25 protein-coding genes are annotated in these 26917 nt (G+C 74.9%); 11 read left to right on the forward strand and 14 right to left on the reverse strand.

Features of this window, described 5'->3' with window-relative positions; all coding sequences use genetic code 11:
* The first annotated feature begins 207 nt into the window (after window positions 1-207).
* Both ACVWNX_RS10410 and ACVWNX_RS10415 read left to right on the forward strand, forming a co-directional pair.
* A complete protein-coding gene (locus tag ACVWNX_RS10410; RefSeq protein WP_454413617.1) occupies window positions 208-2307 on the forward strand; it encodes a DEAD/DEAH box helicase in 2100 nt (699 codons plus the stop codon).
* A 658-nt stretch (window positions 2308-2965) separates the two neighbouring features.
* Window positions 2966-3886: an alpha/beta fold hydrolase gene (locus tag ACVWNX_RS10415; protein WP_454413618.1), complete on the forward strand. Its 921-nt coding sequence runs from the start codon at window positions 2966-2968 to the stop codon at window positions 3884-3886.
* Between the two features lie 58 nt (window positions 3887-3944).
* On the opposite strand, the gene ACVWNX_RS10420 is transcribed toward ACVWNX_RS10415, so the two are convergent.
* Entirely contained in the window at window positions 3945-4958 is a 1014-nt protein-coding gene (locus ACVWNX_RS10420; protein ID WP_454413619.1) for an NYN domain-containing protein, read from the reverse strand.
* Between the two features lie 288 nt (window positions 4959-5246).
* Here ACVWNX_RS10420 and ACVWNX_RS10425 point away from each other — a divergent pair, with 288 nt between their 5' ends.
* Window positions 5247-5399 (forward strand): hypothetical protein, encoded by a 153-nt coding sequence (locus tag ACVWNX_RS10425; protein WP_454413620.1) that lies wholly within the window; start codon window positions 5247-5249, stop codon window positions 5397-5399.
* Between the two features lie 143 nt (window positions 5400-5542).
* Here the strand turns inward: ACVWNX_RS10425 and ACVWNX_RS10430 are convergent, their stop codons facing one another.
* The 4 genes from ACVWNX_RS10430 to ACVWNX_RS10445 all read right to left on the reverse strand — a co-directional run bounded on the left by ACVWNX_RS10430 (window position 5543) and on the right by ACVWNX_RS10445 (window position 9002).
* Window positions 5543-6148, reverse strand: a complete 606-nt coding sequence (locus tag ACVWNX_RS10430) for a MarC family protein (protein ID WP_454413621.1) — start codon at window positions 6146-6148, stop codon at window positions 5543-5545.
* A gap of 290 nt (window positions 6149-6438) precedes the next feature.
* Window positions 6439-7332 (reverse strand): PHP domain-containing protein, encoded by an 894-nt coding sequence (locus ACVWNX_RS10435; protein ID WP_454413622.1) that lies wholly within the window; start codon window positions 7330-7332, stop codon window positions 6439-6441.
* 273 nt (window positions 7333-7605) lie between these two features.
* Entirely contained in the window at window positions 7606-8247 is a 642-nt protein-coding gene (locus tag ACVWNX_RS10440; RefSeq protein ID WP_454413623.1) for a DUF6758 family protein, read from the reverse strand.
* Window positions 8248-8381: 134 nt separating this feature from the next.
* Complete coding sequence (locus ACVWNX_RS10445; RefSeq protein ID WP_454413624.1) at window positions 8382-9002, reverse strand: suppressor of fused domain protein; 621 nt, start codon at window positions 9000-9002, stop codon at window positions 8382-8384.
* Between the two features lie 753 nt (window positions 9003-9755).
* Between ACVWNX_RS10445 and ACVWNX_RS10450 the strand changes: the two genes are divergently transcribed.
* Both ACVWNX_RS10450 and ACVWNX_RS10455 read left to right on the forward strand, forming a co-directional pair.
* A complete protein-coding gene (locus ACVWNX_RS10450) occupies window positions 9756-10865 on the forward strand; it encodes a magnesium and cobalt transport protein CorA (protein WP_454413625.1) in 1110 nt (369 codons plus the stop codon).
* Between the two features lie 82 nt (window positions 10866-10947).
* Entirely contained in the window at window positions 10948-11463 is a 516-nt protein-coding gene (locus ACVWNX_RS10455; protein WP_454413626.1) for a hypothetical protein, read from the forward strand.
* Between the two features lie 205 nt (window positions 11464-11668).
* Here the strand turns inward: ACVWNX_RS10455 and ACVWNX_RS10460 are convergent, their stop codons facing one another.
* A complete protein-coding gene (locus ACVWNX_RS10460; RefSeq protein ID WP_454413627.1) occupies window positions 11669-12433 on the reverse strand; it encodes a hypothetical protein in 765 nt (254 codons plus the stop codon).
* A gap of 234 nt (window positions 12434-12667) precedes the next feature.
* Between ACVWNX_RS10460 and ACVWNX_RS10465 the strand changes: the two genes are divergently transcribed.
* The 3 genes from ACVWNX_RS10465 (at window position 12668) to ACVWNX_RS10475 (ending at window position 15773) form a co-directional block, all read left to right on the forward strand.
* Window positions 12668-13984 (forward strand): magnesium transporter MgtE N-terminal domain-containing protein, encoded by a 1317-nt coding sequence (locus ACVWNX_RS10465; protein WP_454413628.1) that lies wholly within the window; start codon window positions 12668-12670, stop codon window positions 13982-13984.
* A complete protein-coding gene (locus ACVWNX_RS10470; protein WP_454413629.1) occupies window positions 13974-14525 on the forward strand; it encodes a DUF1003 domain-containing protein in 552 nt (183 codons plus the stop codon). The genes ACVWNX_RS10465 and ACVWNX_RS10470 overlap by 11 nt, the downstream gene beginning before the upstream one ends.
* A gap of 114 nt (window positions 14526-14639) precedes the next feature.
* Window positions 14640-15773, forward strand: a complete 1134-nt coding sequence (locus tag ACVWNX_RS10475) for an Mrp/NBP35 family ATP-binding protein (RefSeq protein ID WP_454413630.1) — start codon at window positions 14640-14642, stop codon at window positions 15771-15773.
* Between the two features lie 151 nt (window positions 15774-15924).
* Here ACVWNX_RS10475 and ACVWNX_RS10480 read toward each other — a convergent pair whose 3' ends face one another.
* From ACVWNX_RS10480 to sigE, 5 genes are all read right to left on the reverse strand, one after another.
* Window positions 15925-16590: a hypothetical protein gene (locus ACVWNX_RS10480; RefSeq protein ID WP_454413631.1), complete on the reverse strand. Its 666-nt coding sequence runs from the start codon at window positions 16588-16590 to the stop codon at window positions 15925-15927.
* Window positions 16591-17236: 646 nt separating this feature from the next.
* Entirely contained in the window at window positions 17237-17707 is a 471-nt protein-coding gene (locus tag ACVWNX_RS10485) for a sec-independent translocase (protein ID WP_454413632.1), read from the reverse strand.
* A gap of 139 nt (window positions 17708-17846) precedes the next feature.
* Entirely contained in the window at window positions 17847-19454 is a 1608-nt protein-coding gene (locus ACVWNX_RS10490; protein ID WP_454413633.1) for a S1C family serine protease, read from the reverse strand.
* 998 nt (window positions 19455-20452) lie between these two features.
* Window positions 20453-21442, reverse strand: a complete 990-nt coding sequence (locus ACVWNX_RS10495; RefSeq protein WP_454413634.1) for an anti-sigma factor family protein — start codon at window positions 21440-21442, stop codon at window positions 20453-20455.
* Complete coding sequence (gene sigE, locus ACVWNX_RS10500; protein ID WP_454413635.1) at window positions 21439-22206, reverse strand: RNA polymerase sigma factor SigE; 768 nt, start codon at window positions 22204-22206, stop codon at window positions 21439-21441. Before sigE ends, ACVWNX_RS10495 begins: the two co-directional genes overlap by 4 nt.
* Window positions 22207-22412: 206 nt before the next feature.
* Between sigE and ACVWNX_RS10505 the strand changes: the two genes are divergently transcribed.
* Window positions 22413-23069 (forward strand): O-methyltransferase, encoded by a 657-nt coding sequence (locus ACVWNX_RS10505; protein WP_454414705.1) that lies wholly within the window; start codon window positions 22413-22415, stop codon window positions 23067-23069.
* Window positions 23070-23391: 322 nt separating this feature from the next.
* On the opposite strand, the gene ACVWNX_RS10510 is transcribed toward ACVWNX_RS10505, so the two are convergent.
* The gene (locus ACVWNX_RS10510) at window positions 23392-23559 is read right to left on the reverse strand and encodes a DUF3117 domain-containing protein (RefSeq protein ID WP_069086806.1); all 168 of its coding nucleotides are present in this window, start codon (window positions 23557-23559) and stop codon (window positions 23392-23394) included.
* A gap of 356 nt (window positions 23560-23915) precedes the next feature.
* Between ACVWNX_RS10510 and chcB the strand changes: the two genes are divergently transcribed.
* Complete coding sequence (chcB, locus tag ACVWNX_RS10515) at window positions 23916-24725, forward strand: 2-cyclohexenylcarbonyl CoA isomerase (RefSeq protein WP_454413636.1); 810 nt, start codon at window positions 23916-23918, stop codon at window positions 24723-24725.
* Between the two features lie 76 nt (window positions 24726-24801).
* Here the strand turns inward: chcB and ACVWNX_RS10520 are convergent, their stop codons facing one another.
* Window positions 24802-25419, reverse strand: coding sequence for a DNA-3-methyladenine glycosylase I (locus ACVWNX_RS10520; protein WP_454413637.1), 618 nt, complete (start codon window positions 25417-25419; stop codon window positions 24802-24804).
* Window positions 25416-25862 (reverse strand): DivIVA domain-containing protein, encoded by a 447-nt coding sequence (locus ACVWNX_RS10525; protein WP_454414706.1) that lies wholly within the window; start codon window positions 25860-25862, stop codon window positions 25416-25418. Before ACVWNX_RS10525 ends, ACVWNX_RS10520 begins: the two co-directional genes overlap by 4 nt.
* 173 nt (window positions 25863-26035) lie before the next feature.
* Between ACVWNX_RS10525 and folP the strand changes: the two genes are divergently transcribed.
* A complete protein-coding gene (folP, locus tag ACVWNX_RS10530; protein WP_454413638.1) occupies window positions 26036-26896 on the forward strand; it encodes a dihydropteroate synthase in 861 nt (286 codons plus the stop codon).
* Window positions 26897-26917 lie beyond the last annotated feature (21 nt).

The raw sequence follows: 26917 nt of genomic DNA on the forward strand, positions 1-26917 counted from the left end.
CCCGCGCCACCCGGTCCGCCCAGGCGGCCGGGGGTTCACCGGCACGGTCAAGACCCCCAGCGCTCACTCCGTGCCGCCTCTCACAGAAGAGGCACCACCCTGACTACGCAAACGCAGGCCACGACTTTCCGGGACCTGGGCATCCTGCCCGAGACCGCGGAATCCCTTGAGGCCGTAGGCATCGTCACCCCGTTCCCGATCCAGGAGATGACCCTCCCCGTCGCCCTCTCCGGCACGGACGTGATCGGCCAGGCCAAGACCGGTACGGGCAAGACCCTCGGTTTCGGTCTGCCGCTCCTGGAGCGCGTCACCGTCCCCGCCGACGTCGAGGCCGGCCGGGCCGCCCCCGAGCAGCTCACCGACGCCCCCCAGGCGCTGATCGTCGTCCCGACCCGCGAGCTGTGCACCCAGGTCACCAACGACCTGCTCACCGCGGGCAAGGCCCGTAACGTCCGGGTCCTCGCGATCTACGGCGGCCGGGCCTACGAGCCGCAGGTCGAGGCGCTGAAGAAGGGCGTCGACATCGTCGTCGGCACCCCCGGACGGCTGCTCGACCTCGCGGGCCAGAAGAAGCTCGACCTCAAGCACATCCGGTGCCTCGTCCTGGACGAGGCCGACGAGATGCTGGACCTGGGCTTCCTGCCGGACGTCGAGAAGATCATCGGCATGCTCCCGGCGAAGCGCCAGACCATGCTGTTCTCCGCGACGATGCCGGGCGCCGTCATCGGCCTGGCCCGCCGCTACATGTCGCAGCCCACGCACATCCGCGCCACCGCGCCGGACGACGAGGGCGCCACCGTCGCGAACATCTCGCAGCACGTGTACCGCGCGCACTCGATGGACAAGCCGGAGATGGTCGCGCGCATCCTCCAGGCCGAGGGCCGGGCCCTGGCCATGGTCTTCTGCCGGACCAAGCGGACCGCCGCCGACATCGCCGAGCAGCTCCAGCGCCGCGGCTTCGCCTCCGGCGCCGTCCACGGCGACCTCGGACAGGGCGCCCGCGAGCAGGCGCTGCGCGCCTTCCGCAACGGCAAGGTCGACGTCCTCGTCTGCACCGACGTCGCCGCGCGCGGCATCGACGTCGAGAACGTCACCCACGTGATCAACTACCAGTCCCCCGAGGACGAGAAGACGTATCTGCACCGCATCGGCCGCACCGGCCGCGCGGGCGCCTCGGGCACCGCGGTCACCCTGGTCGACTGGGACGACATCCCGCGCTGGCAGCTCATCAACAAGGCGCTGGACCTGTCGTTCCCCGACCCGCCGGAGACCTACTCCACCTCCCCGCACCTCTTCACCGAGCTGGGGATCCCGGAGGGCACCAAGGGCATCCTGCCCCGTTCGGAGCGGACCCGGGCCGGGCTCGCCGCCGAAGAGGTCGAGGACCTCGGGGAGACCGGGCGCGGACCGCGCGGCCGGGGCGGTCGGGGCCCGTCGGCCGAGCGTGAGCAGGAGCGCGAGCGCCCCGCCCGGACGCCGCGCAGCCGCCGTCGCACCCGGGGCGGCAGCCCGCTGGACGACGCCACCGCCGCCGGAGCCACGGACGGCACCGCGCCGACCGCCGGTCCCGAGGGCACCGTGCCGGACGGCGACGCGCCGCGCGCGCTGCGCCGCCGTCGCCGGACCCGGGCCGGGGCGTCCTCCCGGGGCACCGCCCCCGAGGCCGCCGCGACCGCCGCCGAGCCCGTGACCGCCGCCGTGGCGGTGGCCGAGGCCCCCGTGGCGGAAGCCCCCGTGGCCGAGGAGGCGAAGTCTCCGGAGACCGCGCCGCGCCGTCGTCGCACCCGCAAGACGGCCGCCGCTCCCGTCGAGGCCCCGGCTGCGCCGGAGACGGCCCTGGTGGAGACGACTCCGGTGGCGGACGAGCCGAAGGCCCCCGAGGCCGAGGCCGCGCCGCGCCGCCGCACCCGTAAGAAGGCCGTCGCCGCAGAGCCGGAGGCCCCCGTGGCCGCCGCCCCGGTGGCGACCGACGTCCCGGCCGGTGACGAGGCGGCCGAGGCCGCGCCGCGCCGCCGGACCCGTAAGAAGGCCGTCGCGGCCGAGCCGGTGACGGTGGCCGAGGAGGGCGCCGAGCCCGCCGAGGCCCCCCGTCGCCGCACCCGCAAGAAGGCAGCCGCCGCTCCGGCCGAGGCCGCCCCCGAGGCGGTCGCGGAGAGCGCGGAGGCCGCCCCGGCCAAGCCGCGCCGCACCCGGACCCGGAAGGCCGCCGCGGCGGTCGTCGAGCCCGCCGCCTCCGAGGCGGCGGCCCCGGAGGCCGCGCCGCGCCGCCGCCGCACCCGCAAGGCGGTCGAGGCCCCCGAGGGCTGATTCGGCACCACACGGAACACCACGGTGGCCCGTCCCGGACACGCGTCCGGGACGGGCCACCGTCATGTCCGCCGTGGCGTTCACCGTGCGGTCCGGACCGGTTCACCGCAGGCACCCGGGGCCGGGACACCCGGGGCCGCCCTGGCCGCTGGGATCACGGGGATCACGGGGATCACGGGGATCGCCGAGGCGGCCAGGAGCCGCTCCGGCGCCAACGGCCACGCGCACGGGGACCCGTCGCCCCGGGCCGGTGGCGGTCGGCCGGGCCGGGGCCGCCCGCCCGGTGACGGTCCGGGCCCGGCCACAGCGGGCGGAACACGGGCGGAACGCGGGCGGGTGGCAACGGGCAGGGGAGGTGACGGCGCGCACCACCGTGGGCGGGCAGGACAGCGGTGCCCCGAGGCGCGAGAGCGGACCGGGGCACCGGGCGCGAGCGGGGACCGGACCCGGCGCACCGGGCGCGAGTGCGGACCGGCTCACCGGGCGGGAGCGCGGACCACGCACTGGGCGCGAGCGCGGACCAGTGCACCGGGCAGGAGCGCCGACCGGACCCAGCGCACCGGGCGGGAGAGCCGACCGGGGACAGCGCACGGAAGGCGCGGGGGAAGCGTGGCGGCCGGTGGGGCGGTGCCCCGGGGCGGCCGTTAGCCTTCGGGGTATGAGCAGGCCCTCGACGTTCGTGCCGCCCCCCGGAGTCGCCGCACGGACGCTCACCACGTCCCGTGGGGACTTCGCCGTCCTCGACACCGGTGGACCGGACGCCGCCCCCGCGCGGGCCACCGCGCTGCTGCTGCCCGGGTTCATGGGCAGCAAGGAGGACTTCGTCGACCTGCTGCTCCCGCTCGCCGCCCGGGGCTACCGGGTGGTGGCCGTCGACGGGCGCGGCCAGTACGAGTCGGACGGCCCCCGCGACGACGAGGCCCCCTACGCCCTGGCGGAGCTGGCCCGGGACGTCCTGGCCCAGCGGGACGCGCTCGACCCGGCGGGGTCCGCCGACGGGACCGGCCCCGACCCCGGGCCCGTCCATCTGCTGGGGCACTCCTTCGGCGGGCACGTGGCCCGGGAGGCCGTCCTCGCCGCGCCGGAGGCGTTCGTCTCGCTGACCCTGATGTCCTCGGGTCCGGCGGAGATATCCCCGTCCCAGCGGGAGCGGGTGAAGCTGCTGCGGGACGCCCTCGGGGTGCTCGACCCGGGCGCGGTGTGGGACGCGATGCAGTCCCTGGAGGCGGCCGTCCCGGAGGACGCCGCCACCGGCGCGCACGCGGCCCCCGGCTCCTCGGACGAGGCGGCCCTGCGCGCCCGGTGGCTGCGCAACAGCCCCGCCCAGCTCCTCGCGGCGGGACGGCACCTGTGCGCCGCGCCGGACCGGGTCGCGGAGCTGGCCGCGCTGCCGCTGCCGCTGCACGTCCTGTCCGGGGAGCACGACGACACCTGGCCGGTGCCGCTGCTCGACGGGATGGCGGACCGGCTGGCGGCCCGCCGCACGGTCGTCGCCGGGGCCGACCACTCCCCCAACACCGACCGCCCCGCCGAGACCGCCGACGCCCTGGCCCGCTTCTGGGACGCGGTGCCCGGCTGACCCACGGGACCCGCCCCGCACCGACCGGCTCGTAACCCGGCCGGTCGCCGCCGGACGGTCAGCACAGGGTGCGCAGATGCTCCCAGAAGCCGTCGCGCAGACTGCGCCGCAGGTCCGACTGGCCGCGCAGCGAGTACTGGAGCAGTCCCTCCGCCTCCACCAGCAGGTCCTGGTCCACGGAGCCCGGCAGGTACGGATGGCCGGGGAGCAGTTCGGCCAGCGAGTCCCGGCCCCGGGAGGCGAGCCAGTGGGCGGCGATCCGGGCCCCCACGAACCGCACCTCGTCACGGGTGGGCCGGGGCGTGCCCGGGGCGTCGTACGAGGCGACCGTCCGCCGGGTGACGTACGGCCGGAAGAACTCCAGATCGAAGACGCGCTGGCTGTCCACCTCCCAGAGCAGCGGCTCGGCCTGGTTGCGGCCGTCGGGCGCCTCGACGCCCCACAGATGGACCCGTGCCCCGTAGCCCTGGGCGGCCTCGACCGCCGAGACGAGGTCCTCGTCGCCGCCGATCAGGGCCGCGTCGCTGATCGCCCGGTGCCGGGCGAGGGACTCCAGATCGGTGCGGATCAGGGAGTCGACGCCCTTCTGCTGGTTGTTGGCGTTGAGGTTGCCGAGGCGGACCTTGACGTCGGGCAGCTCCGCGATGGTCTGCTGCTCGGCGGTGTGGATGCGCCGACGGGCGCCGTCGTACCAGTAGACGCGGAGCAGACGGCTGTCCGCGAAGATCGTGCGGGCCCGGTCGATGAGCGCCTCGATCAGGCCCTCGGCGTCGAGGTCGAAGGCCCGCCGGTCCTCGGTGCCCGCCACCAGCCGCCCGGCCGCGGCGTAGACGTACCCCGCGTCCACGAAGATCGCGTGAGTGGCGGGGGTCTTGGCGACCTCGGCGACCATGCGCCGCAGCAGTTCGTTGGTCTCGTCGAGCCGGGCGAGCAGCGCCCCGTCGACCGGGGGCGGCGGGGCTGCCGCGCCCCCGCCCGTTGCCCGGGATACGGGGCCGGACGTCGTACCGGGTGTGGTCCTGGGCACCCGATGGGGTGCCGACCGGGGCGCACCCGGCTGTTCCTCGCTCATCACTCCCATTGTCCGGGCCGTCACCGAGGGGGCACAACCCGTTCCCGGACCGGGCGGTCTTTAGCCCACCGAAAATTTTCTTTAGTGTAGGGAATGAATACGGCACACCCGGTGCTGTACTCCCCGTGACCGTCCGACCGGTCTCCCCCGCACGGGACCGCCGGACGAGACGCGCTTGGCGGACCCGTGTCCCGTGGCCCCGCCGCCGGAAGGCGGCGATCATGGGTGTCCGGGTCCGCAGACCAGTTCTCCCCCCGGGGAGGATCACGCAGACGAAGGGAGAAGCACATGCGCTTCGAGATCATGCGCCTGAACGACGTCGACGGGTCCGCCGAGGACTCGACCGTCGTGGACGCCGCCTCCGTCAACCGGATCGTGCAGCAGGCCGCCGCCATCGGGCAGCGCCTCTACATCCGCCCCGCCGAACCGTCCGCCTCATAACGGCGACGCGCTCCCGACGGCCCGTGGGCCGACGCGGCGGGCCACGGCGCCCCGCGTCACCCGAACGGGCGAAGGCCCCGGACGACCTGTGTCGTCCGGGGCCTTCGGCGTCGGTGGCGGTGACGGACGGTGCCGACCGGGGGTCAGCCGCCGCGGATGACCTGGGTGACGCCGTTGATGATCTGCTGCACGGCGATGGCCGACAGCAGCATGCCCGCGAGCCGGGTCACCAGGACCACTCCGCCGTCCTTGATGACCCGGATGACCAGCAGCGAGTACCGCATCGCGACCCAGAGCACCGCGTGGATCGCGAGGATCGCCGTCCACACCGACACCTGGGCGCCCACGGTGTCGGCCTTCTGCACCGCCAGGATCACCGAGACGATCGCACCGGGCCCGGCGAGCAGCGGCATGCCGAGCGGGACCAGGGCGACGTTGACGTCCTTGGTCTGTTTGGGTTCGTCGGTCTTGCCGGTGAGCAGGTCCAGCGCGATCAGCAGGAGCAGCAGACCACCCGCGATCATCAGCGCGGGCACCGAGATGTGCAGGTAGGTGAGGATCTCGTGGCCGAGGAGGCCGAACAGGACGATCACCCCGAGGGCCACGCAGACCGCCTGGAAGGCCATCCGCTTCTGGACCCGGGCCGGGCGTCCGGCGGTGAGCGCGAGGAAGATCGGGGTGATCCCGGGCGGGTCCATGATGACGAAGAGGGTCAGGAACAGGGACCCGAACACAGCGAGGTCGAACACGGTACGTAGTGCCTTGCGGAAGGGAGCGGGCGCACGGGGGCGGCGCTCGGAGCGGTACGCGCGCTCCGGAGGGGAGCGCGTGAGCGGGAGGGTGAGGTGAGGGGACGGCTCGGGGCGCGGGGCCGGTGCCCGCCCCGGGGCGTCCGACGGGACGACCGGGGAGGTACGGCCTTACGGGACGGACGCGCGCGCTACCGGCGGACGGAACGCGCGGGGACCGGCCCGGCGGGCCCGGCGGCGGGGACGGCCGACCGTCCGGACCGGCCCCGGGAGGGGGACGGGTGGAAGGGTCAGCCGTCGGCCGTCGGCCGGGCGGGGACTCCCCCGGCCCCGGGCACCGGGAACGCGCCGGTGGCGCGCCGGATGATCTCGCCGTAGACCTCGGGGTCGGTGGTGAACTCCCCGAGGACGCAGGTCTTGCGGCTGCCGTGGTAGTCGCTGGACCCGGTGGTCAGCAGCCCCAGTTCGGCGGCGAGTCCGCGCAGCCGGGCGCGGGTGGCGGGCTCGTGGTCCATGTGGTCGACCTCGATCCCGCCGAGTCCGGCGGTCGCGAGGGCGGCTATGACCTCGTCGGAGACGGTCGGGCCGCGCCGGGCGGCCCCGGGGTGCGCGAGGACGGTGACCCCGCCCGCGGCCCGGACCAGCCGGACCGCCTCGAAGGGGTCGAGTTCGTGCTTGGCGACGTAGGCGCGGGCGCCGTCGCCGATCCACTCGGGGGCGAACGCGTCGGAGACCGTGGTGACGACGCCCAGTTCGATCAGCGCCTCCGCGATGTGCGGGCGGCCCACCGAGCCGTCCCCGGCGATCCGGGCGACCTGCTCCCAGGTGACCGGCACCCCCAGCTCCCGGAGGCGGGCGACCATGCCCTGGGCGCGCGGCACCCGGTCGTCGCGGACGAGCTCCCGCTGGGCCAGCAGCTCCGGCTCGTCGGGGTCGAACAGGTAGGCGAGCATATGGAGTCCGATGCCGTCCAGACGGCAGGACAGCTCGGCGCCGGGCACCAGGGTGAGGCCCTCGGTCCCGGGTTCCGCCAGGGCGGCGAACGCCTCGGCGTGGCCCCGGGTGGTGTCGTGGTCGGTCAGCGCGATGACGTCGAGGCCGCGCGCGACGGCGTTGCGGACCAGCTCGGCGGGGGTGTCGGTGCCGTCGGAGGCGGTGGAGTGGGTGTGCAGGTCGATGCGCACGACGGACTCCAAACCGACTCGGCCGTTCACGGGGAACGCGGGACACGGAACGCTCAAGAATAACCGCCGCCGCACCGCCCGGAAGGCTCCCGGACTGAGGCACGGAACACACCGGACGCGTCCTCGGCCCGGTCCGTCCCCGCCGCCCCGGGGACCCGGCCGCGCACCCGCCGGACCGGCGCACCGGACCGGGGGGGCCGGAGGACCGGAGGACCAGCGAACCGGAGGACCGGAGGCACCGCCCGTCGTGGAACGGCCCGTCGGGAACGGCCCTCAGTGGGACAGCAGCCGGGGGCTGAGCGCCCCGCACGGCAGCAGGTCCACCTCGGCGCCCGCGTCCCGCAGATCGGTCAGCACCAGCTCGTCGTACATCAGCAGCCCGGACTGCTCCGGCCAGACCACCGCCCACAGCCACAGGCCCCGGGCCTCCCCGGCGAAGACCGCGCGGTCGGGCGGGGCACCGGAGACGTGCCAGAGCGGGGTGGGACGGCCGGAGGCCAGCACCTTGGCCTCGGGCGGCTTCTCGACGCTGATGTGCGGTCCGGGGTCGGGGCCGTCGACACCGGCGTACCGGGCGCCGAGCCCGACGCCCAGCTCCTCGGCCACGAGCAGCAGCTCGCCGATGCCGCCGAGCGGTCCGGGACCGGAGCAGGCGACGACGGTGGCCCGGCCGCCGCCGCGGTCGTCCCCCGCGTACCCCACCCCGGTGAACAGCCAGCCCACGGGGAGCGGCCACGGCATCCAGACCGGGACCCGGGCGCGGTTCACCACCACGCCGAGGGCCTCCACGCTGGGCGGGATCACGGGCTGGAGTGGCTGGACCGCCCCGTGCAGGGCGCACTGCCACGCATCGGCGAAGAGTCCGGGAGCCCTGACCCGGCCACCGCACTTCGGGCAACTGGGTTCGCCCCTCATAACGGACAACGGTCCCCCTTGACCGTCCACGAGTCAAGGAAGATCAAAGGATGATCACCCGACTGCCCGCACCCGGTCCGGGCGTCCGTGCCGGATGCCGGGCCGGGTGTTCTCCTCCGGAGGAGGCGGGACCGTCAGTCGAGCGGGACGCCCGTCCGCAGGGGGTCGCGCAGATCGGTGCCGTGCGCCAGCCAGCGCTCCTGGAGCGCCCCCGCGCCGTGCACCCGCTTCCAGGCGGCCTCGTTCGGGGTCATCGGCAGCAGCGGCAGGAAGGCGACCGGGTCCCGGGGCGGATCGAGGTCCAGGTCCGGGACGAGCCCACCGGGCTCGGCGACGAGGACGGAGGTGAAGGGGGCGCCGGGCCACAGCGGGGCGCCGGTGTCCAGGGAGGCGCCGGGGGCGACCACCAGCCCCTCGACCTGCGGGCTGGCCGCCAGCACCGCCAGCGGGCGCAGCACCCGGTCGGTGTCGGCGCGGCCCGGACGCACGGTGAGGACGAGTTCGGCGCGGGGTCCCCGGTCGGGGTCGGCGGTCAGCGCGGTGGGGTCGGTCATGGGCCGGGCGGACATGCCGAGGGTCGCGTACCGGACCAGCCCCTCCGGGTCGCCGCCGTCCGGGCCCCCGTCGTCCGGGGCCACCAGGAAGCGGAGCACCTCGATCCGGTCGGTGCCGAGGAAGGTGACCGCGGCCCTGGCGTCCGGCTCTCCGAGGGCCGTACGCAAACGGGCCTCGACGAGCGCGAGAACATCTGCCATGCCCGCGAGCATAGATCGCCCGTCCGCCCGTCAGAATCCCCACGTCACGGGGGCGTCGGGGGCGCGGGGCGCGGACGGGACCGCGTCATGGCGCCGTAACGGACGGCGGGAGGGGGCCCTTGACACGTCAACCGGCTGCTAGTGTGGGCCGCTGTTCGGGGTGGTTCTCCCAGCGGTACGCATCGGCGTCGCGCTCACGCCCCGGAACCTTGGACATCCCCCACGGGGGACCGGCCGGAGGAGGTGGGGCTGTCATGGATCGAAGTCGATCGGGCAGTACCACCCGCTCTTCCGGTCGCTGACTCCGTAGTTCCGCCGGGCGCGCTCCCCTTTCCGCGCGCCGTCCGGCCGCTGCCGTCCGCCGCACGCGTTCCCGCTCCGTCGCCCGGACCTCCTTCCCGGTCTGTCCGTCGCGGGTCTCCGGCGCCCGTGTGACGGAAGAGCCCGTTCCGCCCGCCGGACCCGTGCGGTCCGTCGGCCCCGCCGCGCCCCGCCCTCCCGGTGCCCGGCCGCCCGCCCCGACACGTCGGTGACGCAGGACCGCCGCCGCGTCCGCAGTACCCGCAGTTGTGAACCCGCCAGCGAACAGCGAAGAAGGCCGCCCCGTGACGGTGCGGTGCTCCCCGCTTTGCGGACGTGCCTCCCTCCGGCGCCCGCCGGTCCCCGGTCCGGCGAGGGCCCCCGTGGACGGACGTCCCCATTCCGGGCAGTTCCACCCGTCGCCGCGCGGCCCGGTGCGAAGGAGTTCCTCCCATGTCGATGATCCGTGACCTGCGGGACGCCGTCCGGCCCGCCGCCCGCCACAAGGACGACGGCGCCTACGACACCACCCGTGACCCCGCGACGCCCTCCGCGATCGTCGACTGCGCCGTCTACCGCGACGGCCGCCGCGTCGAGTCGGCCGAGTGCCTCACCCCGCACGGGGCGATGCTCCAGGTGCGGCGGGACGGCGGCTTCGCCTGGATCGGGCTGCACGAGCCCACCGAGGCCGAGTTCGCGGTGATCGCGGCCGAGTTCGGGCTGCACCCGCTCGCCGTGGAGGACGCCGTCCACGCCCATCAGCGCCCCAAGCTGGAGCGGTACGACGACACGCTCTTCACCGTCTTCAAGACCATCCACTACGTGGAGCACGACGAACTCACCGCGACCAGCGCGATCGTGGAGACCGGCGAGGTCATGTGCTTCACCGGCCCGGACTTCTTCATCACCGTCCGGCACGGCGGCCAGGGCTCGCTGCGGGCGCTGCGCAGCCGCCTCCAGGGCGAGCCGGAGCTGCTGGCCAAGGGCCCCTCGGCAGTGCTGCACGGCATCGCGGACCACGTCGTGGACGGCTATCTGGCGGTGGCGGACGCGGTGCAGGACGACGTCGACGAGGTCGAGACCGAGGTGTTCACCCCGGGCCGGGGCGGGGTGGCGCGCGGAATGGACGCCGGACGGATCTACCAGCTGAAGCGGGAGGTGCTGGAGTTCAAGCGGGCGGTGGCCCCGCTGGCACGGCCCCTGCAACTGCTGAGCGAGCGGCCGATGCGGCTGGTGGACCCGGACATCCAGAAGTACTTCCGGGACGTCGCCGACCACCTCACCCGGGTCCAGGAGCAGGTCACCGGCTTCGACGAACTGCTCAACTCGATCCTCCAGGCCAATCTGGCGCAGGCGTCCGTCGCCCAGAACGAGGACATGCGCAAGATCACCTCCTGGGCGGCCATCATCGCGGTGCCCACCATGGTGTGCGGGGTCTACGGCATGAACTTCGAGCACATGCCGGAACTGGGCTGGCGGTACGGGTACCCGATGGTGCTCGGGGTCACCGTCGCGATCTGCTTCGTCATCCACCGCACCCTGAAGCGCAACGGCTGGCTGTGACGCCCGGGACGGCCACGCCGCGGGCCGGGGCGACGGGGACGGCGGCACCGGGGACGCTCCGGGCGCCGCCTACCCTGGGCGCATGACGGAAACACCGCTGGACCCCCTGGACCGGGCCCTCGTCGAGGAGGCCACCAAGAAGTCCGGGCTGATCTGGGTGCGGGGCACCGGCCCGGACCGCCCGCTGTGGCACGCCTGGCACGAGGGGGCCGCCCACGTCCTGGGCGACGGCCCCGGGGAGCAGCCGCTGCCGGACCTCGTCGACGGGGGCACCGCGACCGTCACCGTGCGGAGCAAGGACAAGGGCGGACGGCTGGTCGCCTGGAGCGCGCGGGTGGTGGAACTGGCCCCGGACTCCCCCGAGTGGACGGCGGCGGTCGCCGAACTGAAGGGCAAGCGGCTGAACGCCCCCGACGGGGAGGCCGCGCCCGAGCGGTGGGCGCGCGAGTGCCGGGTGCTGCGGCTGGAGCCGGGCCCGGTGGACCCGGCCCCGCCCACGGACTCGCTGGCGGCGGCCCCGCTGCGGACCCCGGTCACCACCCGCCACCCGGTCCCGCCCGGGCTGCCGAAGCTGCTGCTGCGGCGGCGCGGACGCTGACCCCGGCGCACGGTCCGGCCGGGACCGGTGTCCCGGCCGGAGGCACCGGTCCCGGCCGGAGGCACCGGGAGACCGGAAGGCCGGACGGCCGCACGCCCGGACGGGGCGAGAGGCTCAGGTCCGGATGGACCGGGGCGCGGGGCCGGAGGGACCGAGGCTCCGGACCGGAGGGGCCGGGTGCGCGGGGCCGGAAGGACCGTGGGGCTCAGGAGGCGGGCAGTGCCCGGCCGTAGTCGACGGTCTCCGACTTGGCGGGCCCCTTCAGCGGGAAGTCCTCGTTCCAGTCGCTGAAGGTGAGGGTGCCCGCTCCCCCGGCCCGCACCAGCCGCAGCGGATGGGGCCGTCCCTCCAGCGAGACGTCGAGGGTGCCGCCGGCGCCCTTGTCCCCGGTCAGCCGGATGGTGCGGGTGCCCTTGGACACGCCCCGCGCCCCCTTCGCCAGGGTTCCGTGCAGGGTGATCAGCCCGTCCAGCATCACGTCCATCTCCGCGAAGCCGCTCATCTGCCGGTACGAGGGGTCGTCGTCGGGGACCTTCACGTACTTGCCGTCGAGCTTCTTGGCGGCGGCCACGTCCGAGGGCGCGGCGTCCTCGCCGTGGACCCAGAACGAGGAGTCGGCCTTCAGATAGAGCTGCTCGCCCACCTTGAGCAGCCGGAACGTGCTCTTCTTGGAGCGCACCGAACCGGTGCCGCCCTTCTCCGACAGCCGCATGTCCAGCTCGTAGCGCTGCCCCTGGACCAGGATGGTGCCCGCCAGCCGCACCGAGTCGGCGGACGCGGCGGCGGCCCGGGTCCGGCTCTGGATCTGGGTGGCCGTCAACTTGCCGACCCCGTTGGTGCCCTTGTCCGGGTCGATCTTCTTCTCCTCGGCCGCGCACCCCGTCAGCCCCGTGACGGCGGCCATCACACCGGCGCACACCACGCTCACCATCGCCGCGCGCCGCCCGGGGCGCAGAAGGACCGCAGACACAGACGGGCTGCCTCTCGTAGGGAGGGACACGGGGAGGGGGTACCGCAGCAGCGATCAGCGGCGGTGGACCGCAGCGTACCGGTGCCGGGCACGCACCCCCGACCCAGTCCGGGCGGTGCGCGGACAGCGGCGTCACCTACCCGGACGGGCTAGCCTGAAGCACGAATTACCGGACAAACACCAAGAAGGGGCTTTTCCGTCGCGCGGCGACGCGCTCACCAGGAGGGCACGGACATGGCAGCGGGCGCCCGCCGGATCTTCGTCTCGCACCTGTCCGGCGTCACCGTCTTCGACCCCGGCGGCGACCACGTGGGCCGGGTGCGCGACCTGGTCGCCATGCTGCGGGTCGGGCACCGGCCGCCCCGGCTGCTCGGGCTGGTGGTGGAACTGACCTCGCGGCGCCGGATCTTCCTGCCGATGACCCGGGTCACCGGCATCCAGGCCGGTCAGGTCATCACCACGGGGGTGCTGAACGTCCGGCGCTTCGAACAGCGCCCCACCGAACGGCTCGTCTTCGGGGAACTCCTCGACCGACGGGTGCGGCTGGTGGACACCGGCGAGGAGGTCACCGTGCTCGACCTGTCCGTACGGCAGTTGCCGACCCGCCGGGACTGGGAGGTGGACCGGGTCTTCGTCCGCCGGGGCGCCCGCGCCACGGGCTTCCGCCGCCAGAAGGGCGAGACGCTGACGGTCGGCTGGGAGGCGGTCACCGGCTTCTCCCTGGACGAGCAGGGCCAGGGCGCCGAGACCCTGCTCGCCACCTTCGAACAGTTGCGCGCCGCCGACCTGGCGAACGTGCTGCACCACCTGTCCGCCAAGCGCCGCGCCGAGGTGGCCGCCGCCCTCGACGACGACCGGCTGGCGGACGTCCTGGAGGAGCTGCCCGAGGACGACCAGATCGAGATCCTCGGCAAGCTCCAGGAGGAGCGCGCGGCGGACGTCCTGGAGGCGATGGACCCGGACGACGCCGCCGACCTGCTCTCCGAACTGCCCGAGGAGGACAAGGAACGGCTGCTCAGCCTGATGCAGCCGGGCGACGCGGCCGACATGCGGCGGCTGATGGCGTACGAGGAGCGCACGGCGGGCGGGATGATGACGACCGAGCCGGTGGTGCTGCGGCCCGACGCCACGGTCGCCGACGCGCTGGCCCGGGTCCGCAACCCGGACCTGTCGCCCGCGCTGGCCGCCCAGGTGTACGTGTGCCGCCCGCCGGACGAGACCCCGACCGGCAAGTACCTGGGGACCGTCCACTTCCAGCGGCTGCTGCGGGACCCCCCGTACACCCTGGTCAGCTCGATCCTGGACGACGACCTCCAGGCGCTCTCCCCGCAGGACTCGCTGCCCGCGGTCGCCGGGTTCTTCGCCACCTACGACATGGTGGCCGCGCCGGTGGTGGACGACGGCGGCTCGCTGCTGGGGGCGGTCACCGTGGACGACGTCCTGGACCACCTGCTGCCGGAGGACTGGCGCGAGCAGGAGTTCCACGAGCTGGCCGGGGAACCGCCCGGCGGGGACCACGACGACGAGGAGGCCCGCGGCCATGGCGGCTGACCGCGACCGGGAGCAGACCCGGCCCCGGGTCCGGCTCGACCTCCCCCTGGTGCGACGGCGGCGGCTGCTGCCCGAGTACGACCCGGACGCGTTCGGGCGGCTCACCGAGCGGATCGCCCGCTTCCTGGGCACCGGGCGGTTCATCGTCTGGATGACGTTCACCATCGTCTGCTGGATCTCGTGGAACATCTGGGCGCCGCCCGCCGTCCGCTTCGACCAGTACCCGTTCATCTTCCTGACCCTGGCGCTCTCCCTCCAGGCGTCGTACGCGGCCCCGCTGATCCTCCTCGCGCAGAACCGCCAGGACGACCGGGACCGGGTCAACCTGGAGCAGGACCGCAAGCAGAACGAACGCTCGATCGCGGACACCGAGTACCTCAGCCGGGAGGTCGCGGCGCTGCGCACGGGCCTCGGCGAGGTCGCCACCCGCGACTGGATGCGCTCGGAGCTGGAGACGCTCCTCAGGGAGCTGGACGAGCGCCGCGCCAGGATCCCGGAGATCGGACGGCCCTTCCCCGGACGGGACGGACCCGACCGCTGACGGCCCTCCCTGGACGGGACGGACCCGACCGCCGACGAGCCCTCCCGGGACGGGACCGATCCGACCTCCGACGGGCTTACCGGGCCCCGGGTCCCGCGCCGTACCATCGACGGTATGGCTACGGAAGACGCGGTGCGCGCGGCACTGGCGACGGTGAACGACCCGGAGATCCAGCGACCCATCACCGAGCTGGGGATGGTCAAATCGGTGGAGATCGGCGCGGACGGCACGGTCGCCGTCACCGTCTACCTCACGGTCTCCGGCTGCCCGATGCGGGAGACGATCACGGCGAACGTCACCGAGGCCGTCCAGCGGGTCGAGGGCGTCACCCGGGTGGACGTCACCCTCGACGTGATGAGCGACGGACAGCGCAAGGAGCTGGCGGCGGCGCTGCGCGGCGGACAGGCCGAGCGGGAGGTGCCGTTCGCCCAGCCCGGCTCGCTGACCAGGGTCTACGCGGTCGCCTCCGGCAAGGGCGGCGTCGGCAAGTCGTCCGTGACGGTGAACCTCGCGGCGGCGATGGCCGCCGACGGGCTGAAGGTCGGGGTGGTGGACGCCGACATCTACGGCCACTCGGTGCCCCGGATGCTGGGCGTCGAGGGCCGTCCCACCCAGGTCGAGAACATGATCATGCCGCCGTCCTCGCACGGGGTGAAGGTGATCTCCATCGGGATGTTCACCCCGGGCAACGCCCCGGTGGTGTGGCGCGGCCCGATGCTGCACCGGGCGCTCCAGCAGTTCCTGGCGGACGTGTTCTGGGGCGATCTGGACGTGCTGCTGCTGGATCTGCCGCCGGGCACCGGCGACATCGCGATCTCCGTCGCCCAGCTGGTGCCGGGCGCGGAGATCCTGGTGGTCACCACTCCGCAGCAGGCCGCCGCCGAGGTGGCGGAGCGCGCCGGGTCGATCGCCGTACAGACCCATCAGAAGATCGTCGGCGTGGTGGAGAACATGGCCGGGCTGCCGTGTCCGCACTGCGGCGAGATGGTCGACGTCTTCGGCACCGGCGGCGGCCAGACCGTCGCCGACGGGCTGACCCGCACCACCGGGGCCACCGTGCCGGTGCTCGGCTCCATCCCGATCGACGTGCGGCTGCGGGAGGGCGGCGACGACGGCCGTCCCGTGGTGCTCTCCGACCCGGGCTCCCCGGCGGGCTCCGCGCTGCGCGCCATCGCGGGCAAGCTCGGCGGCCGTCAGCGCGGGCTGGCGGGACTGTCGCTCGGCATCACGCCCCGCAACAAGTTCTGAGCCGACCACCGGACCACCGCCCCGGCCCGGGGCGGTGAACGGAACGGCCCGGGACCGTAGCGGTACGGCGGGACCGGAGCGGATCAGGGACCGGGTCAGGTACGGCGGACGGGACCGGAGCGGGCCGCCGGAGCGGCCCGGCCGGGCCCGCTCAGGCGTACTCCTCGATGTCCCCGACCGCCGAGAAGCCGAGCCCGTAGGCGCTCATCCCCCGCCCGTAGGCGCCGAGGTGCACGCCCTCGCGGGTGGACCCGGCCAGTACCCAGCCGTACTCGGACTCCCGGTAGTGGAACGGCGTCGGCACCCCGTCGACCGGCAGGGACAGCGAGGCCCAGTCGTCGCTGCCGAGGTCGTCGGCGAGGACCCAGGCGGTCTCGGTCTGCTGGGTCAGCCAGTCGTCCCGCAGGGCGTGGTCCAACTGCGCGGGCCAGGTGACGGCGAGCAGTCCGGACCCGGCGAGCCAGGCGGCGGACGACACCGAGGTGGCCTCCAGCACCCCCGTCCCGTCGGCGGTCCTGCGCACCGGGCTGGCGGCGACCGTCACCACCACGGCGAACCGGTCGCGTTCGGCCGCGTCCCGGGAGTCGGCGGCCCGCAGCGAGGGTTCCTCCCCGTGGCCGATGGACCCGTGCTCCACCACGCCCTCGGCGGAGGTCCCGGCCTGGAGCAGCCAGCGGGGGCCGGTGAACGCCCCGTCGAGGGCGTACCAGGCGAACGGCGCCATCAGGAAGTTGTCGACCGTGCGGCGCGCGGGCGCGGTGGGTCGCGCGCTCTCCACGGCCGGTGCCTGGGCACCCACCTGACTCGTCGTCTCCATCTGCGGACGCCTCCTCGCGCTCGTCGGACCGGAGCGGCCCGCCCCCCTCGGGTCGCCCGGCGGCGGCCCGCACACCCACCGGCGCCCGTCGGGGGCCCCGGGGCCGTGCCCGGCGGTTCCCGGCGCGGCCTGGGCCGTGTCCGGCGGACACGGCCTAGGCAGAATAGCCACCCGGGTGACCGGACCCGCGGTGCCACCGCCCCCACCGGCCGCAAACCGGGCCCAACCGGGCGACCTCCGGCCCATCGGAGCCATGTCAGCGCCCCGGCGCGGCGGATTGACGCACCGGGGTCGTCCGGGGAGCACAGGGGAGCGCGCCGGGCCCACCGCCCGGGCGCGCGGGGGTGTGCCGCGCGCCCGGCGGCCCGGGGCGGGCACCCCGGGCGCAACGGTGACGTGACGGCGCCCCCGGCGGACGCGGCGGGGGCGCCGGGAACGAACGGGCGCGGACGGAGACCGCGGAAACGGTCAGGGACGGTCAGGACCGGCGGGGCCGGGGACGACCGTCACCGACCCGGCACCGACGCCGTACCCCCACGGGGACGGAACCGGGTCCGTGACCGGGTCCGGAAGCGGGCCGGGGCCGGAAACGGGACCGGCGGCACTGACACCGGCACCGGGTACGGCGAGGGGGACGGGACCGGGGTCAGGTCGCGTCCATGTCGAACGGCGGGCGTTCTCCGGTGTCCAGGGGCCGCTTCTTCACCAGATCGGCCCGGCCACCGCCGCCGGCGGCGGCCGCCGCGCCCTCGGAGGAGGTGCGGGAGGTGGTGTCGTCGCGGTCCTCGTACCCGTTGACCGAGTCCGACAGCTCCGCCATCTCCTTGCGCAGGTCGAAGCTCTCCCGGATGTCCTTGAGCCCCAGCGGGTCGTCCTCGCCGTTGCCGAGCTGCTTGCGCAGATACGTCTTCGGGTTCAGGTCCTCGAACTCGAAGTCCTTGAACTCCGGGCCCAGTTCCTGGCGGATGTCCTGCTTGGCGCTGTCGGAGAACTCACGGATCTTGCGGATCGTCCGTGAGATGTCCTGGATCGCCTTCGGGAGCCGGTCGGGACCGAAGATGAGCATGCCGAGGATCGCGAGAGTCAGGATCTCGCCCCAGCCTATGTCGTTGAACACCTAGCGCTCCCTCGCGATGCTCTGGCCCGCAGCGGGTCTTCCGTGGTCCCGGACCGCTCCCACGGTACCCGCCGATCCCGGGTGTCCGGTACTGTCCGAGCCGCTCCGCGTGGGGGCGCGGCGCGGGTTCCCGCGCCGCTCAGTCGCCTCCGGCCGATCCCAGGACGAGCGTGACCTTCTGTTCCCGGCCGTCGCGCTCCAGGGTGAGCTGGAGGCGGTCGCCGGGACGGTGGGCGCGGATCTTGACGATCAGTTCCTCGCCGGAGTGCACCCGCTGGCCGTCCACCTCGGTGATCACGTCACCGGGCCGGATGCCCGCCTTCTCGGCGGGCCCGCCGCGGGCGACCGGCGACCCTCCGTCGCCGCCCTCCTCGCCGACCCGGGCGCCGTCGCCCGCGAACTCCATGTCGAGGGTCACCCCGATGATCGGGTGGGTGGCCTTGCCGGTGTTGATCAGTTCCTCGGCGACCCGCTTGCCCTGGTTGATCGGGATGGCGAAGCCGAGTCCGATGGAGCCCGACTGGCCGTCGTCGGGGCCGCCGCCGTCGGCGGACCGTATCGCGCTGTTGATGCCGACCACCCGGGCCCGGGCGTCCATCAGCGGACCGCCGGAGTTGCCGGGGTTGATCGGCGCGTCGGTCTGGAGGGCGTCGACGTAGGAGATGTCGCTGCCGTCGCCCTTGTCGCCGCCCGCGGTGATGGGCCGCTCCTTGGCGCTGATGATGCCGGAGGTGACGGTGTTGGCGAGGTCGAAGGGCGCGCCGATCGCCACCACCGGGTCCCCGACCTGGACGTTGTCGGAGTTGCCGAGCGGAAGCGGTTTGAGGCCGTCGACCCCGGTCACCTTGACCACCGCGAGGTCGTAGCCCGCGTCCCGGCCGATGACCTTCGCCTTGGCGACGTCTCCCCCGCTGAAGGTGACCGTGATCTCCCCGGCCGCCCCGGCCGGCTCGACCACGTGGTTGTTGGTGAGGATGTGACCGCGTCCGTCGAGCACGAAGCCGGTGCCGGTGCCCTGGTCGGAGCCGCCCCGTACGTGCAGGGTGACCACCCCGGGCAGGGAGCGCGCCGCGATCCCCGCGACGCTGCCCGGGGCCCGGTCCGGGGACTCGGGTCCGGCCTGCGGGAGTTCGACGGTGGTGGTGCGCCGGGCCTCCAGATGGGCCCCGGCGACCCCGCCGAGCAGCCCCGCGGTGAGTCCCAGGGCGACCGCGCCCACGAGCAGCCCGCGCCGCGCGGGGGGCTTGCCCGCACCGCCCCACGGTCCGGCGCCGGTCTGTTGCAGCGGTGCGGCGGCCCAGGGGTCGTACCGCCCCCAGGGCTCGCCGCCCTCACCGCCGCCGGAGGCCGCGAAGGGGTGCGGGGCCCCGGGTGCCACGGGGGCGCCCGGGGCGTGTCCCTGGTGCGGGTGGGAAGCGGCGGGCCGCGCATGGGCCGCCGGGACGTGCCCCGACGGCCCGTGACCGGACGGGACGGACGGACCGGGCGACACGGGGGCGGCACCCGGTCCCGGGGCCGGGTGGCCGCCGGACGGCTGCGGCGGGCCCGGGACGGCCTGGGGCGGCCCCGCTGGGCCGGGAGCGGGTGCCCCGAGGACCGGGACACCGTGCGCGGGGGTGGTCGCCGGGTGCTGGACGGGCGGCGCGGGGGCCCAAGGGCCGGGCTCCCCGTAGGGCGGGGTGCCGTACGGGTCGGGAGCGTGCAGGGGCGTGGGCCGGGCGTCGACGGGCCCCGCCGGACCGGACACGGCGGCGACACCGTCCGGTCCCGGGGCGGCCACCGACCCCCCGGGACCGGCCCCGGACGGCACGGAGGCGGACGGCTCGGGGGCCGTCGAAACGGGGGCGGGCCGCGCAGGGGTCGCCGAAACGGCACCGGACGGCTCGGGAGCGGGCGGCTCGGGCGCCGTGGGAACGTCACCGGACCGCTCAGGCGCGGACGGCACAGCGGCCGTCGGTACGGGACCGGCCGGCTCGGGGGCCGCCGAAGGGGAGACGGACGGCTGCGGCGTGGACGGCAGGTCGGCCGCCGGAAGGGAGGCGGACGGCTCCGGGACGAACGGCGCATCGGCCGCTGTCCGAGCGGGAGCGGAGCCGGACGGAACAGGGGCGGTCGGCGCGGGACCCGGACCCGACGGCTCAGGACCGGTCGGGGCCGGGCCACCGGGCACCTCACCGTGGGCGGCGGGCCCGGCCCCGGACGGAACCGGTACGCCGGGCGGTACCGAACCGGACGGCTCGGGGGCCGCCGAAGGGGAGACGGACGGCTGCGGGGCGGACGGCAGGTCGGCCGCCGGAAGGGAGGCGGACGGCTCGGGGGCGCCCGGACCGGCGCCGGGCGGAGCCGGGCCGTCGGCGGTGGGCGACGGGTCCGTCCCGCCGGGTGCGGAGGCGGCGGACGCGGCGGTGTCCATGACGTCTGCGGCGTCCGTGACGCCCGTGGCATCCGTGGTGTCCGGATGGCGGGGCGCCTCCGGGGACCCGGCAGGCGGGGTGCCCTGCGCGGTCGCGGGGTCCACGCCCTCGCCGGGGGTTCCGGGAGCGGGACGGCTCCACCTCGTCGGCTCGCGCTCGTCCATCGTCTCCCCAACACCCGGCTGCGCGGCGGTCGCCGCTCATGGCTCATCGGCTGGGCGGCCGTCCCTCCCCCGAGGCGCGCCCCCTGCGGAATTCAATCAGGTCCGGGGGCGGGCCTTGAAGGGGAACGACTCCCCGGACCGCCCCCGGGCCGCCCCGGGGGCACCCGTCAGCGGGATGTCCCGGGGACCGCCGCCCAGGCGGGCGAGGGGTTCGGCTTCGGCCGCTCCCCCCGGGCGGGGAGGGGGTCGGCGGACGCGCCGACGCCCAGGGCAGGGTCGTCGGCGGGGGGCACCGCGTTCGGCCGGTCGTGGAGGACCGGGGGGAACGGCACGGTGACCGGAGGGACGGGGTGCAGCAGCGGTGAGGTCACCGAGGCGCCCGCGAGCAGGGGCGCGGCCAGCGCGTGCACCGCCGTCAGCGGCCGGGTGCCCGGTGCGACCGTGCCGGGCCGCAGGGGCGCCGCGGCCGGGGCGGGCGCCACGGGCGCCGCGAGGGCCCCGCCGGTGCGCTGACCGAGCATCGGGGTGGCGGCCCGGCGACGCTGGCCGTCCCCGGCGGGGACGGTGGTGCCCTGCCCGCGCAGCGGGGTGACGTTGTTGCTGCTGGGGCCACGGGCGTCGCCCCCGTCCACGGGGACGCCGACCGTGCTGACCCCGCCGAGCGCGATGGCGGCGAAGGAGACGGCTCCGGCCGCGGCGAAGGCGAAGCGGCGACGGCCGCGTACGGGGGGCCGCTCGGTGCCGGACCGTCCCACCGGATGGATGCGGAACCCCTGACCGGAGGGGCCGGAGGCGTCGGGGACCAGCGCCGGGGCATGGGCGAATCCCTCGCCCGCCGGTTCGAAGACGGGGGAGCCGAAGGGACCGCGGTCCCGGGCCGGGAAGCCACCGCCCGGGCCGCCGGGGCCACCCGGCAGACCGCCGCCGGGCAGACCCTGGAGCCGGGCCAGGAAGGTCTCGGACGGAGGCGGGGGCGCCGCCTCGGCGAAGGTCGTCTTCAGACGGCGCTGGGCGTCGGCCTCGGCCTTGCAGCGGGGGCAGGTGGCGAGGTGGGCGAGGACGCGGTCCCGCGCGTCATGACCCAGCTCGCCGTCGACGAACGAGGCGAGCCGGTCTCCCAGGTGCTGCTCGACAGGTGTCGGACGTGTTCCGCTCACGCGCTCGCGCCTCCTCCTCCCAGCGCGGGGACACCGGTGACCACGGGCGCACGGCGCTCGGCGCGGGCGTGCGGGGACCGGTGCTGGAGGGCCTTGCGCAGCTGGGAGCGGCCACGGTGGATCCGGCTGCGGACCGTACCGAGCTTGACGCCCAGGGTGGCGGCGATCTCCTCGTAGGACAGGCCCTCGATGTCGCAGAGGACCACGGCGGCGCGGAACTCCGGCGCGAGGGTGTCCAGCGCCTGCTGGACGTCGGCGTCGAAGTGCGTGTCGTTGAAGACCTGCTGCGGGGAGGGCTCCCGGCTGGGCAGCCGCTCCGCCGCGTCGTCCCCGAGGGAGTCGAAGCGGATGCGCTGACGGCGGCGCACCATGTCCAGGAAGAGATTGGTGGTGATGCGGTGCAGCCAGCCCTCGAAGGTGCCGGGCGAGTAGGTGGACAGCGAGCGGAACACCCGGACGAAGACCTCCTGGGTGAGGTCTTCGGCGTCGTGCTGGTTGCCGGTGAGGCGGTAGGCGAGGCGGTAGACCCGGCCGCTGTGGGTGCTGACGATCTCCTCCCAGGTGGGCGGAGTCCACGGCTGCGCGTCCGCGTCGGCGGTGAAGGTCGCTGTCGGAGCGGAGTGGACGGCGTGGTCAGCGGTGTAGGTCACGGATTTCGGCTCACCCGGTGGTCTGAGGAGGCGCCGCAGCACTCCTCCCCTCTCCGCGGGCGCAGCCGCACCTCCCCTGTCGGCTCTGGTGGTGTCCAGTGGAGCCCCTACCATAGCCACCCCGCCCGTTAGCTCCGGATAAGCAATTTTACGTGAATTTGGTACGTGGTTCTGGCCATGCGTCAGGACTTGCCGCCCGCTTCGACCCATCGCCCGCCCCCGCCGTCCAGTGATTCCCGTCGCACCTCGTTCCCCACCCTCCATAACGCCTGGTCCCATCTGCGGGTTCCCGCCGTCAGCGGATACAGTCACGGCCAGACATCCCAGGGGGACAGGAGAGGGTCATTACCGGCAACCGGCACACGGGCTTGGCGTTCGCTGACGCCTTTGTCGCCGAGGAGGAGGCGCTGCACTGGGCCCGGGACCGGGCCCGGGAGGTCGCGCTGCGCCCGGTGTCCCCCTCGACCGGCGCCGCGCTGCGGATGCTCGCCGCCACGGCGGGCGCCAAGGCCGTCGCCGAGATCGGCACCGGTACCGGCGTCTCCGGGATACATCTGCTGCAGGGGATGCGACCGGACGGGGTCCTCACCACGGTCGACCAGGAACCGGAGCGCCAGCAGTTCGCGAAGCAGGCGTTCCGGCTCGCGGGTTTCGCCACCAATAGGGCCCGCTTCATTCCGGGACGCGCGCTGGACGTTCTGCCGCGCCTCGCGGACAGCGGATACGACCTCGTCTTCTGCGACGGCGACCGCATGGAGTGCCTCGACTATCTCGGCGAATCGTTGCGGCTCCTGCGCCCCGGTGGGCTGGTCTGTTTCGAGGGCGTCTTCGCGGACGGCCGCACCGTGGACTCCGGACCCCAGCCCGCCGAGGTGCTGAAGCTGCGGGAGCTGGTGCGGGGGGTCCGGGAGAACGCCGATCTGGTGCCCTCGCTGCTGCCCGTCGGGGACGGACTGCTGTGCGCGGTGAAGCGGTGACGGGGCCCTCCCCCCGCCCCGGAACCCTCTGACCTCGCAGTCCTCACCATCCGCGCCGCCCGCGCCACCGGCACCGCCGCTCCTCGCGCGCTCCCCGGGCGCCCGGTCGCACCCGCTCGCGCTCATGGAGGGAACGGAAACGGGGCCCTCCAGAGACGTCACGGAGCGTGATCGCCCCCTGGTGAGGGCGGGTTCCCCCGGCGCGGCATCCGAGGGAACGCGAGGGGCCGGGCCCATCGGAACCGGTTCCGAGCATGCCGCCGCCCCGGCACCGCGTACGGTGCCGGGGCGGCGGGAAAGCTCGGTCAGGTCGGGACTTCCGTCAGCCGACGACCTTCTTGAGGGCGTCGCCGAGCGCTCCGGCCTCGTCCGGAGTCAGCTCCACGACGAGCCGACCGCCGCCTTCGAGCGGAACTCGCATGACGATGCCCCGCCCCTCCTTGGTCACCTCGAGCGGGCCGTCGCCCGTCCGCGGCTTCATGGCCGCCATGCTCGTTCCCCTTCCTGAAACCAGCTCATCGTCATCCGCCGACGTCCCCTTTCGCAGGGCAGGCGTCCGGCATCGAACACATTGCTTCCCGGCCATTATCCCGCATGCCAGGACCTGATGACCAACATCGGTCCGCATCGCTTGGGCAACGCGCACCCGCAAAACCACCCAATTCGACGACGTGGGCGCGATACCGGGCGTTCGTGGGAGGTTTCCGGGACCTGGAATTCTTTGACGCAGGTCACATACGGATGGGTCGTGATCTCCGTCATGCTGGCCTCCGGACCGCGTTCCAGGGCGGTCCGGAGGCGCTTTCGGGCGCCCGGACGCCCACCCCGCCCGGAGAGGACCCCGTCATGGCAGACACCGTGCTCTACGAGGTGAGCGACGGACTCGCGACGATCACGCTCAACCGCCCCGGCGCGATGAACGCGCTCGACACGGTGACCAAGGTCGCGCTCCGGGACGCGGTCGAGGCCGCCGCGGCCGACGGCGCGGTCCGGGCCGTCCTGCTGACCGCCACCGGCGACCGCGCCTTCTGCGTGGGCCAGGACCTCAAGGAGCACATCGGGAACCTCGCCGCGAGCCGGGCCACCCCGGCCGGGGCCGGGGCGAGCATGCGGACCGTCCACGACCACTACAACCCCGTCCTGCGGGCGCTCACCGGGATGGCCAAGCCGGTGGTGGCCGGGGTGAACGGGGTCGCCGCCGGGGCCGGGTTCGGCTTCGCGCTCGCCGCCGACGTCCGGGTGGTCGCCGACACCGCGACGTTCACCACCGCCTTCGCCGGGGTCGCGCTGAGCGCGGACTCCGGGCTGTCGTGGACGCTGCCCCGGGTGGTGGGCCCCGGGCGCGCCGCCGATCTCCTGCTCCTGCCCCGCGCGATCGACGCGGCCGAGGCCCTGGAGCTGGGCATCGCCACCCGGGTGGTCCCCTCGGCGGAGCTGGCCGCCGAGGCCCTCCGGGTGGCGCGACGGCTGGCCGGGGGGCCCACCGTCGCCTACGCGGGGATCAAGGAGTCGCTCGCCTTCGCCCAGTCCCACTCGCTGGCGGAGACCCTGGAGAAGGAGGACGAGCTGCAGACCCGGGCCGGGGCCTCGGAGGACCACGCCATCGCGGTCGCCGCCTTCGTGACCAAGGAGCCGCACCGGTTCCTCGGCCGCTGAGGGCGACCGGACGGACGATCACGACCGGACGGACGGTCGCCCCGGTCGGCTCCGGTTCAGCCGTGCTCAGTCCCGCTCAGTCGCGATCGGTCCCGGTCGGGCCCGAGTCCGGCCGGGCCCAGCAGGCGTCCAGATGGTCGTTGACGAGCCCGCACGCCTGCATCAGCGCGTACGCGGTGGTGGGCCCGACGAAACGCAGCCCACGGGCCTTGAGCGCCTTGGCCAGCGCCTTGGACCCGTCGGTCACCGCGGGCACGTCGGCGAGCAGCCGGGGGGCCGGGCGGGTGGCCGGGTCGGGGGCGTGGGACCAGATCAGCGCGTCCAGTTCGCCGTCCGGCCAGCCGTCGAGCACCCGCGCGTTGGCGAGGGTGGCCTCGATCTTGGCCCGGTTGCGGATGATCCCGGGGTCGTCGAGCAGCCGCTGGGCGTCACCTTCGGTGAAGGCGGCGACCTCGGTGATCGAGAAGCCCGCGAAGGCCCGGCGGAAGCCCTCCCGGCGGCGCAGGATCGTGATCCAGGACAGCCCCGACTGGAACGCCTCCAGGGACAGCCGCTCGAACAGGGCGTCGTCGCCGTGGACCGGACGGCCCCACTCCTCGTCGTGGTACGCGGTGTAGTCCTCGCTGGACAGCCCCCAGGGGCAGCGGGCCCGTCCGTCCGTCCCGGTGACCGCGCCCCGGTCCGCCCCGCTCACGGGCGCTCCGCCCCGGACGGCCCGTCAGTCCCCTCCGGCTCCCCGGCCGGACCGGCGGGGTCACCGGCGGGCGCCGCGTCCTCCGTCGCCGGGCCGGTCTTGGTGAGCGCGGGCCCGGCCGGGGCCCGGTCGGCGGTCGCCGGGACGGCGCGGGCCACCGTGAGGGCGACCGTCAGCTCCTGAATCCGGACGTCCCGCTCGGACAGTTCGGCGCCCAGCCGCCCCAGCGCCTCGTCCACCTCCGCCATCCGGTAGCCCCGCAGGGCGAGCGGGAAGCGCAGCCCGTCCACGTCGGCCCTGGTCACCGGGCGGTCCGGGGGCAGCGGCTCGGTGAACCGCTCCGGCGGGGCCGTCGGCAGCGGTCCGCTCTCGCCGCCGCCCACCACGGCGAGCGTCACCGCCCCGACCACGACGACGAGCGCGAGCAGCAGGAACAAGAACATGACCATGCGGCGGTCCCCTGGTCCGGTCGCCGGCCCGGGCGGGGACCGGCACGAAAAGTGTCAGGCCCGATCGTGCCATGCGCCGTCGGCGGTTAAGGTCGCAGGCGACCGATCAGCACCGCGACGACGGAACGCCCGCCACGGCGGCGCGTTCACCGGAGGGACCACAGGGGATGCTCAGGCTGGGCAGGCGCGCGTTCGGCGCGCACGAGCCGGTGATCATGGCGATCGTCAACCGCACCCCGGACTCCTTCTACGACCGGGGGGCGACGTTCCAGGACGAACCGGCGCTCGCCCGGGTGGCGAGCGCGGTGGCGGACGGGGCGGCCATCGTCGACATCGGCGGGGTGAAGGCGGGCCCCGGCGAGGAGGTCACCACCGAGGAGGAGATCCGGCGCACGATCGGTTTCGTGGCCGAGGTGCGGCGGCGCTTCCCGGACGTGGTCATCAGTGTGGACACCTGGCGGCACGAGGTCGGCGAGGCCGCCTGCGAGGCGGGCGCGGACCTGCTGAACGACGCCTGGGGCGGGGTCGACCCCAAGCTGGCGGAGGTCGCCGCCCGGTACGGGGCGGGTCTGGTGTGCACCCACGCGGGCGGCGCCGAGCCGCGCACCCGGCCGCACCGGGTGGAGTACGCGGACGTGATGGCCGACGTCCTCGACGTGACGGTGGGGCTCGCGGAGCGGGCGGTGGCGCTCGGAGTGCCCCGGGAGTCGGTGCTCATCGACCCCGGGCACGACTTCGGGAAGAACACCCGGCACTCGCTGGAGGCGACCCGGCGGCTCGGGGAGATGACGGCGACGGGCTGGCCGGTGCTGGTGTCCCTGTCCAACAAGGACTTCGTCGGGGAGACCCTGGACCGGCCGGTCAAGGAGCGGCTGATCGGGACCCTGGCGACCACTGCGGTCTCCGCCTGGCTGGGGGCCCGGGTGTACCGGGTGCACGAGGTCGCCGAGACCCGGCAGGTGCTGGACATGGTGGCGTCGATCGCCGGTCACCGGCCCCCGGCGGCCACCCGGCGCGGCCTCGCCTGACCTGTCCGGCTCCGGCCCGCC

The sequence above is a fragment of the Streptomyces sp. JNUCC 64 genome (assembly GCF_054484115.1).